This window comes from Mycobacterium sp. E2462, from assembly GCF_001672685.1.
Classification (GTDB): Bacteria; Actinomycetota; Actinomycetes; order Mycobacteriales; family Mycobacteriaceae; genus Mycobacterium.
In genome coordinates this window covers 1-2,263 of record NZ_LZKC01000416.1, presented here as the reverse complement: position 1 = coordinate 2,263, position 2,263 = coordinate 1, and the positions used below count along the sequence as shown (strand labels likewise).

3 protein-coding genes are annotated in these 2,263 nt (G+C 68.5%); 1 reads left to right on the top strand and 2 read right to left on the bottom strand.

Features of this window, described 5'->3' with window-relative positions; genetic code table 11:
• A partial coding sequence (locus A5714_RS21605) for an Lrp/AsnC family transcriptional regulator (RefSeq protein WP_197513861.1) occupies positions 1-388 on the top strand: 388 nt, incomplete at its 5' end.
• Positions 389-405: 17 nt separating this feature from the next.
• Here the strand turns inward: A5714_RS21605 and A5714_RS21600 are convergent.
• The gene (locus A5714_RS21600) at positions 406-1,986 is read right to left on the bottom strand and encodes a SulP family inorganic anion transporter (protein ID WP_068288706.1); all 1,581 of its coding nucleotides are present in this window, start codon (positions 1,984-1,986) and stop codon (positions 406-408) included.
• Positions 1,987-2,196: 210 nt separating this feature from the next.
• Positions 2,197-2,263, bottom strand: a 67-nt coding sequence (locus tag A5714_RS27685) for a nitroreductase/quinone reductase family protein (RefSeq protein WP_156747286.1), incomplete at its 5' end; no start/stop codon positions are given.

The window sequence follows — 2,263 nt, the reverse complement described above, 5'->3', positions numbered from 1 at the left end:
GGGACCGGCGCGGGTCAAACGACGGGCTGCGGCCCTGGAGGCGTCCGGTTCCCTCACCTACGACCTCGAGCTGGTGCCGGAGCGCCTCGGCTTTCGGGTCACCGCCACCGTGTGGATCTGCGCGCAGGCCGGTCGCCTGACCGACGTCGCCGACCGGATCGCCGGGCACCCCGAGGTTGCCTCCGTCATCGCCGTCAGCGGGCGCCACCACCTGGTCGCCGTCGTGATCTGCCGCGACGTCGAGCACCTCTACGGGTACCTCACCGAGCGACTGGGCATCATCGACCATGTCCACAGCTACGACGTGCGAATCCGCACCAAACGCCTTAAGCAGGCCGCCTCGCTGATCACGCGCGGCCGCTTGATCCGCGCCACCCCTCCCGGATAGCCGAATCCGCTTCTCGCTCAGTCAGTTTCGGTGGCTGGGCGCGGGCCCGCCGCGACCAGGTTGAGGTGCGCGGCGCGGCGCGGCGTCGCCGGATCCGCGGTGTGGGTGGCCTGCGTGGAATCCTGCTCGTGAATGCGCACGGCGCCTCCGGTGGCGCTGTGCTGCCGCTGCCAGTCGGTGATCGCCTGCCGCGCCGAGTGATCCAGGTAGGTGGCGGAAAGGTGGACGGTGACATCGGTTCCTTCGGGAATGCTTGCCAACACCCCGGTCAGGCGCGGCAGCGCCAGGAAGGTGCAGGCACCTTCGACGACCACGTGCCATTCGGCACCGACCACGGTGGCCTGCACCTTGGCGCGCACCACCCGCCAGCCAGTCACCGCGACGGCGACGGCCAGGCCGATCAGCACCCCGTGGAGCAGGTTCAGGAAGACGACGCTGACCACGGTGATCAGATAGACAGCGAAATCACCGTTGCGCATGGCGGTTTCGATGTGTGCAGGCTTGAGCAGTTCGATCCCGATCACGATCAGCAAGCCGGCCAGTGCGGCCGTCGGAATCTTCTCCACGAGACCCGCGAAGGGCACGGCGAACAACAGAACCCAGAAGCCGTGCATGACGGTCGATGCGCGGGAACGGGCGCCGGCGCTGACGTTGGCCGCGCTGCGCACGATGACGCCGGCGATCGGCAGGCCGCCGATCGCGCCCGAGACCATGTTCGCCGCGCCCTGGCCGATGAGCTCGCGGTTGAAGTCGGTACGGGGCCCGCTGTGCATCCGGTCGATCGACACGGCCGTGAGCAGGCTCTGGATGCTGGTGATCAGCGTGACGGTGACGACGGCGAGAGCGACAGCGCCCCAGTTCCGTTCCGGCAGCGACGGCAGTTGCAGCGCGTCGAGCACCGATCCGTTCAGCTCGATGCGCGAGACCCGGAACGGCAAGAGCAACGAGACGGCCGTCACGACGACGATGGCCACCAGCGGGCCCGGGATGCGCGCCAGCCGCGGCGGCGCCCAGCGCCATCCGACGAGGATGGCGATGACCAGCAGACCCAGGACGACGCCCGGGCGGTGCGCCCCCACGACCTGCGCGGGCAGGCCCGTGACGTTGTTCCACGCCGAGCTGTCGGACTCGCCGCCCAGCAGCACGTGCACCTGCTGCAAGGCGATCGTGATGCCGATGCCCGCCAGCATCGCGTGCACCACCACCGGCGAGATCGCCAGTGCGGCTCGCGCAACGCGGGTCAGGCCCAACAGGATCTGCAACGCCCCAGCCACTACAGTGATGAAACACGTGATAGCCCAACCGAACTGGGCGACAAGATCCGCGACCACCACCGTAAGCCCCGCCGCTGGGCCGCTGACCTGCAGCGGTGACCCACCGAGCCAACCGGCGACCACTCCCCCGACGATCGCCGCCGTCAGGCCGGCGAGGACCGGGGCGTCCGACGCGATAGCGATCCCCAACGACAGCGGGAGAGCCACCAGAAACACCACCAGCGAGGCCGGCAGGTCGTAGCGGACTACGGCGCGCAGGCGTTCACGGCGCCCCGGTTTGTTTGCCGATTCGGTTGGGGTGCAGCGCTGTTCGGCGTGCGGCATCGGCCTCTCCTTGCTTGGATGGCGGCTGTGCGCATGCGACTATCCGGCAGCACTGCGTATCGGTCTAGGGCACAGCCACATTCGCGTGCCCGCAACGTCGTTGTTCGCACCGGGCGTGCCTGGCTATGGCTCTGAAAATAAGGTCACGCCGATAGCATGGTCAACCGGGCGGGCCGGCCCCATACCGAACGCAAATGTTTCTGCGCGCCGTTATTCCAGGACGAAGACTGGGATGTGCCGCTCGGTCTTCGTCTGGTACTCCGCGTAGGGCGGGAAG